This is a genomic window from Micromonospora sp. 4G55 (assembly GCF_016803375.1).
The window spans coordinates 1-5,087 of record NZ_JAEVHN010000453.1 but is presented as its reverse complement, the minus strand read 5'-3'; the positions used below and the strand labels follow the sequence as shown (position 1 = coordinate 5,087).

At 70.7% G+C, this 5,087-nt stretch carries 5 protein-coding genes; 2 read left to right on the top strand and 3 right to left on the bottom strand.

Features of this window, described 5'->3' with window-relative positions; all coding sequences use genetic code 11:
* The first annotated feature begins 196 nt into the window (after positions 1-196).
* A complete protein-coding gene (locus JNW89_RS27140) occupies positions 197-460 on the top strand; it encodes a DUF4190 domain-containing protein (RefSeq protein ID WP_154941910.1) in 264 nt (87 codons plus the stop codon).
* A gap of 108 nt (positions 461-568) precedes the next feature.
* On the opposite strand, the gene sucD is transcribed toward JNW89_RS27140, so the two are convergent.
* From sucD to JNW89_RS27125, 3 genes are all read right to left on the bottom strand, one after another.
* Entirely contained in the window at positions 569-1,456 is an 888-nt protein-coding gene (gene sucD / locus JNW89_RS27135; protein WP_238451184.1) for a succinate--CoA ligase subunit alpha, read from the bottom strand.
* A gap of 2 nt (positions 1,457-1,458) precedes the next feature.
* Positions 1,459-2,637, bottom strand: coding sequence for an ADP-forming succinate--CoA ligase subunit beta (gene sucC / locus JNW89_RS27130; RefSeq protein ID WP_238451182.1), 1,179 nt, complete (start codon positions 2,635-2,637; stop codon positions 1,459-1,461).
* 539 nt (positions 2,638-3,176) lie between these two features.
* Positions 3,177-3,581: a cobalamin B12-binding domain-containing protein gene (locus tag JNW89_RS27125; protein ID WP_154941907.1), complete on the bottom strand. Its 405-nt coding sequence runs from the start codon at positions 3,579-3,581 to the stop codon at positions 3,177-3,179.
* 387 nt (positions 3,582-3,968) lie between these two features.
* On the opposite strand from JNW89_RS27125, the gene JNW89_RS27120 reads away from it, so the two are divergent.
* On the top strand, positions 3,969-4,685 hold the full coding sequence (locus JNW89_RS27120; protein ID WP_238451180.1) for a M23 family metallopeptidase: 717 nt from the start codon (positions 3,969-3,971) through the stop codon (positions 4,683-4,685).
* Positions 4,686-5,087: the final 402 nt, after the last annotated feature.

Sequence of the window (5,087 nt, the reverse complement as noted above, 5' to 3'; positions counted from 1 at the left end):
GGCGGGACGGCGGGGCTGATCAGGGGTGACCGAGGACATCCGGGTCTACTCTGGCACGCCGCGCGGGCGGCGGCTGCCCGGCGGCCCCACCTGACCCCGGCGAGTTCCGTGATCCACCGGTTTCCGGACCGGATTCCGGTCTAGCCTCGGCGCAGGACGCGACTGCAGTCGCGGCACGAAGCGCTGGGAGGAAGCCGTGAACGCTCCGTACCCGCCGCCCCCGCCGCCGCCGGCGGCCGGCAAGGACCGCACCACGCTGTGGGGCGTGCTCGGCATCGTGCTGGGCCTGATCTGCTGCGGCATCCTGGGCATCGTCTTCGGTTATCTGTCGATTCGCGACGCGAAGCGGTACGGCCAGTCGCCGGTGCTCGGCTACCTGGCGATCGCCTTCGGCGTGCTCAACATCATCGGTACCGCGATCTGGCGGGCCAGCGGGACCTACCCGCTCTGGGACGACTGAGGGGGCCGACCGTCGCCGGCCGACCCCCTCGGTGTCTCACCCGTCCGCTCGGCGGCGGACGGTGCTGCTACCGGCGCTCAGCGGCCCACGGTGCTTGCTACCGGCCGCTCAGCGGCCGGCCATGAGCTCCCGCATCAGCTTGGCGGTCTCAGTCGGCGTCTTGCCGACCTTGACGCCGACGGCCTCCAGGGCCGCCTGCTTCGCCTCGGCGGTGCCCGCCGAGCCGGAGATGATCGCGCCGGCGTGCCCCATGGTCTTGCCGGGGGGCGCGGTGAAGCCGGCGATGTAGCCGACCACCGGCTTGGTGACGTTGGCCTTGATGAACTCCGCGGCCCGCTCCTCGGCGTCGCCGCCGATCTCACCGATCATCACGATGGCGTCGGTCTCCGGGTCGGCCTCGAACGCGGCGAGGGCGTCGATGTGGGTGGTCCCGATGATCGGGTCACCGCCGATGCCGACGCAGGTCGAGAAGCCGATGTCCCGCAGCTCGTACATCATCTGGTAGGTCAGCGTGCCGCTCTTGCTGACCAGGCCGATCCGGCCGGAGCCGGTGATGTCGGCCGGGATGATGCCGGCGTTGGACGCGCCCGGCGAGGCGATGCCCGGGCAGTTCGGGCCGATGATCCGGGTCTTCTCACCCTTGCTCACGTTGTACGCCCAGAAGGCGGCGGTGTCGTGCACCGGGACGCCCTCGGTGATCACCACGGCCAGCGGGATCTCGGCGTCGATCGCCTCGACCACGGCGCCCTTGGTGAACTGCGGCGGCACGAAGATGACCGTGACGTCGGCCCCGGTCTCCTTCATCGCGTCCGCGACGGAGGCGAAGACCGGCAGCTCAGCGCCGTCGAAGTCGACCGTCTGGCCCGCCTTGCGCGGGTTGACGCCGCCGACCACGTTGGTGCCCGCGGCGAGCATCCGCCGGGTGTGCTTGGAACCCTCGGAACCGGTCATCCCCTGGACGATGACCTTCGAGTCCTTGGTCAGCCAGATAGCCATGATCAGACCCCCGCAGCTGCCAGCTCGGCGGCCCGCTCGGCCGCGCCGTCCATGGTGTCGACCCGCTGGATCAGCGGGTTGTTCGCGCCGTCGAGGATGGCCCGACCGGCCTCGGCGTTGTTGCCGTCGAGACGGACCACGAGCGGCTTGGTGGCCTTCTCGCCCCGCTGCTCGAGCAGCGCCAGCGCCTGCACGATGCCGTTGGCGACCGCGTCGCAGGCGGTGATGCCGCCGAAGACGTTGACGAAGACGCTCTTCACCGACGGGTCGGAGAGCACGATCTCCAGGCCGTTCGCCATCACCTCGGCGCTCGCGCCACCGCCGATGTCGAGGAAGTTCGCCGGCTTGACGTTGCCGTGCCGCTCGCCCGCGTACGCGACCACGTCGAGCGTGGACATGACCAGGCCCGCGCCGTTGCCGATGATGCCGACCTCGCCGTCGAGCTTGACGTAGTTGAGGTCCTTCTCCTTGGCGGCCTGCTCCAGCGGGTCCACCGCGGCCTGGTCGACCAGGGCCTCGTGGTCGGGGTGCCGGAACCCGGCGTTCTCGTCGAGGGTGATCTTGGCGTCGAGCAGCAGCAGCTTGCCCTCGCCCGTCTTGGCCAGCGGGTTCACCTCGACCAGCGTGGCGTCCTCGGCGACGAATGCCTTCCACAGGCCCACCGCGACCTCGACGACCTGGTCGGCGACCTCGGCCGGGAAGCCGGCGGCGTCGACGATCTCGCGGGCCTTCGCCTCGTCCACGCCCTTGACGGCGTCGATCGGGGCCTTGACCACCTTGTCGGGGGTGTCCGCGGCGACCTGCTCGATGTCCATGCCGCCGGCGACGCTGGCGATGCAGAGGAAGGTGCGGTTCGCCCGGTCGAGCAGGTACGAGAAGTAGTACTCCTCGGCCACGTCCGCGGTCACGGTGATCATGACCTTGTGGACGGTGTGACCCTTGATGTCCATGCCGAGGATGTCGGTGGCACGGGCCACCGTCTCCTCCGCGCCCTCGGCCAGCTTGACGCCGCCGGCCTTGCCTCGGCCGCCGACCTTCACCTGCGCCTTGACGACCACCCGACCGCCGAGGCGTTCGGCGATCGCGCGGGCCTCCTCCGGGGTAGTGGCGACGCCGCCGGCGAGCACGGGCAACCCGTGCCGCTCGAACAGGTCCCGCCCCTGGTACTCGTACAGGTCCACGATTGCGCGTCCCGTCCCGTCTCCGCGGCGCGCCGTCGCGCCGCCACCAGCGTTGTGGAAACTCCGTTGACGCCCGTCATCAGTTGAAACGGGCCATCGGCCGCAGCCTAGCGAGATGAGCACCAGCGGCAACCGAGCGGGTGCGCGGTGTGCGGTAATGCACAGCGCGCCGCCCACGACTCGCCGGTACGCGGACCCGGTCGGCAACCGCCGGGAAGGATGTCGCCGACGACGCGTAACCCCCTGGTGGGGGCGTCGTTGAGTCTGATGTCGGAGCGCTGATTCAGCGCGAGGACGGGAGCGGCCGATGCCCTGTCGGTCGAGGGGTGGCGGCGGGGCATCGTGCATAGAAGGGCCGGGCGTGTGAGGGGTGCGTCCGGCCCTTCCCCCGTGCCCGGATCCGGCCGGCCCTCCCCAGCGCCGCCGGCAGCTCCCGACCCACTCCAGGTACGCGAATGGCGGCATCCACCGGATGCCGCCACCTGTGCGAGCTGGAGTCGATCAGGGCGCCGGGCGCGGGCCCGGCGGTGGCGCAGTCGTCAGGCGACGGACTGGGCCACGTTCCCCCGGACCCACTCGACGATCGACTGGGTCGTCGCGCCCGGGGTGAAGATCTTCGCCACGCCGAGCTGCTGGAGCTCGGGGATGTCGGCGTCCGGGATGATGCCGCCGCCGAAGACGACGATGTCCCGGGCGTCCCGCTCGGCGAGCAGCTCCAGCACCCGCCGGAAGAGCGTCATGTGCGCCCCGGAGAGCACGGAGAGGCCGACCGCGTCGGCGTCCTCCTGGATGGCGGTCTCCACGATCTGCTCCGGCGTCTGGTGCAGGCCGGTGTAGATGACCTCCATGCCGGCGTCGCGCAGGGCACGCGCGACCACCTTGGCGCCACGGTCGTGGCCGTCGAGGCCCGGCTTCGCGACGACGACCCGGATACGAGAGCTCATCAGCGCACACCTTTCACGGGCTCCGCGGCTATCACCTGAACGAACGGTAACCCGCCCGGTCGGAGGCGGGAAATCCGGGCCGCACCCCTACCGTCCGGCGGCCCCCCGAGAAAGCCGGACGCCTCCGCCGAACGGTCACTCTGCGCGACGAACGGGCAGTAACGGGGACGGCCGTCCGGCGTACCGAGCTATGACAATGATGGACGGAAAGGGACAGAAAGACTCACCGATTCGGCGGTTCCGCTTGTGACCGGCGCGGCGGAGGGCTAACGTGTCCACGGTTGTCATCAGGTCCACCGACGGGTGACGACGCGACCAACGGACGTTCGACCGAGCTGCACCGAACGGCCGGAGATCGCATCGGATCCCCGACAACGGAGGGTGTGCGTGCGCCAGCGCCTGTCGTCTGAGCCCGATAGATATCGCGGCCGCCGTCGCGTACCCACCCCCCCGCGGAGCCGCTACGCGGCGGTCGTCACCACCGCGTTCGTCGGCGCCGGCATCGTCGCACTGGGCGCGAACGCGCTCCCCGACGCCAAGAGCGTGAGCCCGTCGGTCCTCGACGAGCTCAAGCAGGCCTCGATCACCAGCCAGGACGCGGCGGCCCGCGCCGACGCGGCCGACCGTGCCTCCCGCGACACCAACCGGGACGCCGAGGTCAACGCCGGCGACCAGGACCCGTGGCTGCTGCCCCTGCAGGGCTACGACTTCAACTCCCCGTACGGGATGCGCTGGGGCAAGCTGCACACCGGCATCGACCTGGTCGCTGCCGAGGGCACTCCCTACGTCGCCATCCACTCCGGCACCGTCACCAAGGCCGGCTGGTTCGGCGGGTACGGCTACGCCGTGATCGTCCAGCACGCCGACGGCAGCGAGGCCATCTACGGCCACTCCTCCTCCGTGAACGTCAAGGAGGGGCAGCAGGTCAAGGCGGGCGACCAGCTCGGCCTGGTCGGCAACACCGGCCACTCGTACGGCTCCCACCTGCACCTCGAGATCCATGTCAAGGGCGAGCCGCTGGACCCGGTGCCGTGGCTCCAGGAGCGCGGAGTGGACATCAAGCTGCAAGTCGAGGCATATTACAGCGAGGTAGCGGCTTCCTGACGCTCCGTATCGCCTGATGACCGCCCGGATCGAACGATCCGGGCGGTTTTTCGTGCGCCGAAGTCTGCCGGGTCACAGTCAGGACTGTGAGCGACGCCACCGCCACCCAAGATCAGCTATCGGGGCAGAGACGGCCATTCCGCCACAATGGCGGACAGTTGCCCCGACGGCCGCCGACGGCCCTGCGGTACCGGTACCCACCGCGGACCCGGTCGACACCCAGGATGGGCAGGTCCCAGCCCCCTGAGTGTGAAGGTCAGCCGTGCAGGAAGACACCCCCACCCGGAACGAGAAGACCGTGGCCGCCCCGGCCCGGCACCGGCTGCCGGCAGGCGGCGCGGCGGGCGCGCTCTCGTCGTCGGCGCGGTCGCGCTGGTCGGCCTCGGCCTCGCCGGCGCCTCC

Excerpts from the sequence above, each read along its gene's own strand:
- sucD (WP_238451184.1), bottom strand. The coding sequence starts at position 1,456 with ATGGCTATCTGGCTGACCAAGGACTCGAAGGTCATCGTCCAGGGGATG.
- JNW89_RS27125 (WP_154941907.1), bottom strand. The coding sequence starts at position 3,581 with ATGAGCTCTCGTATCCGGGTCGTCGTCGCGAAGCCGGGCCTCGACGGC.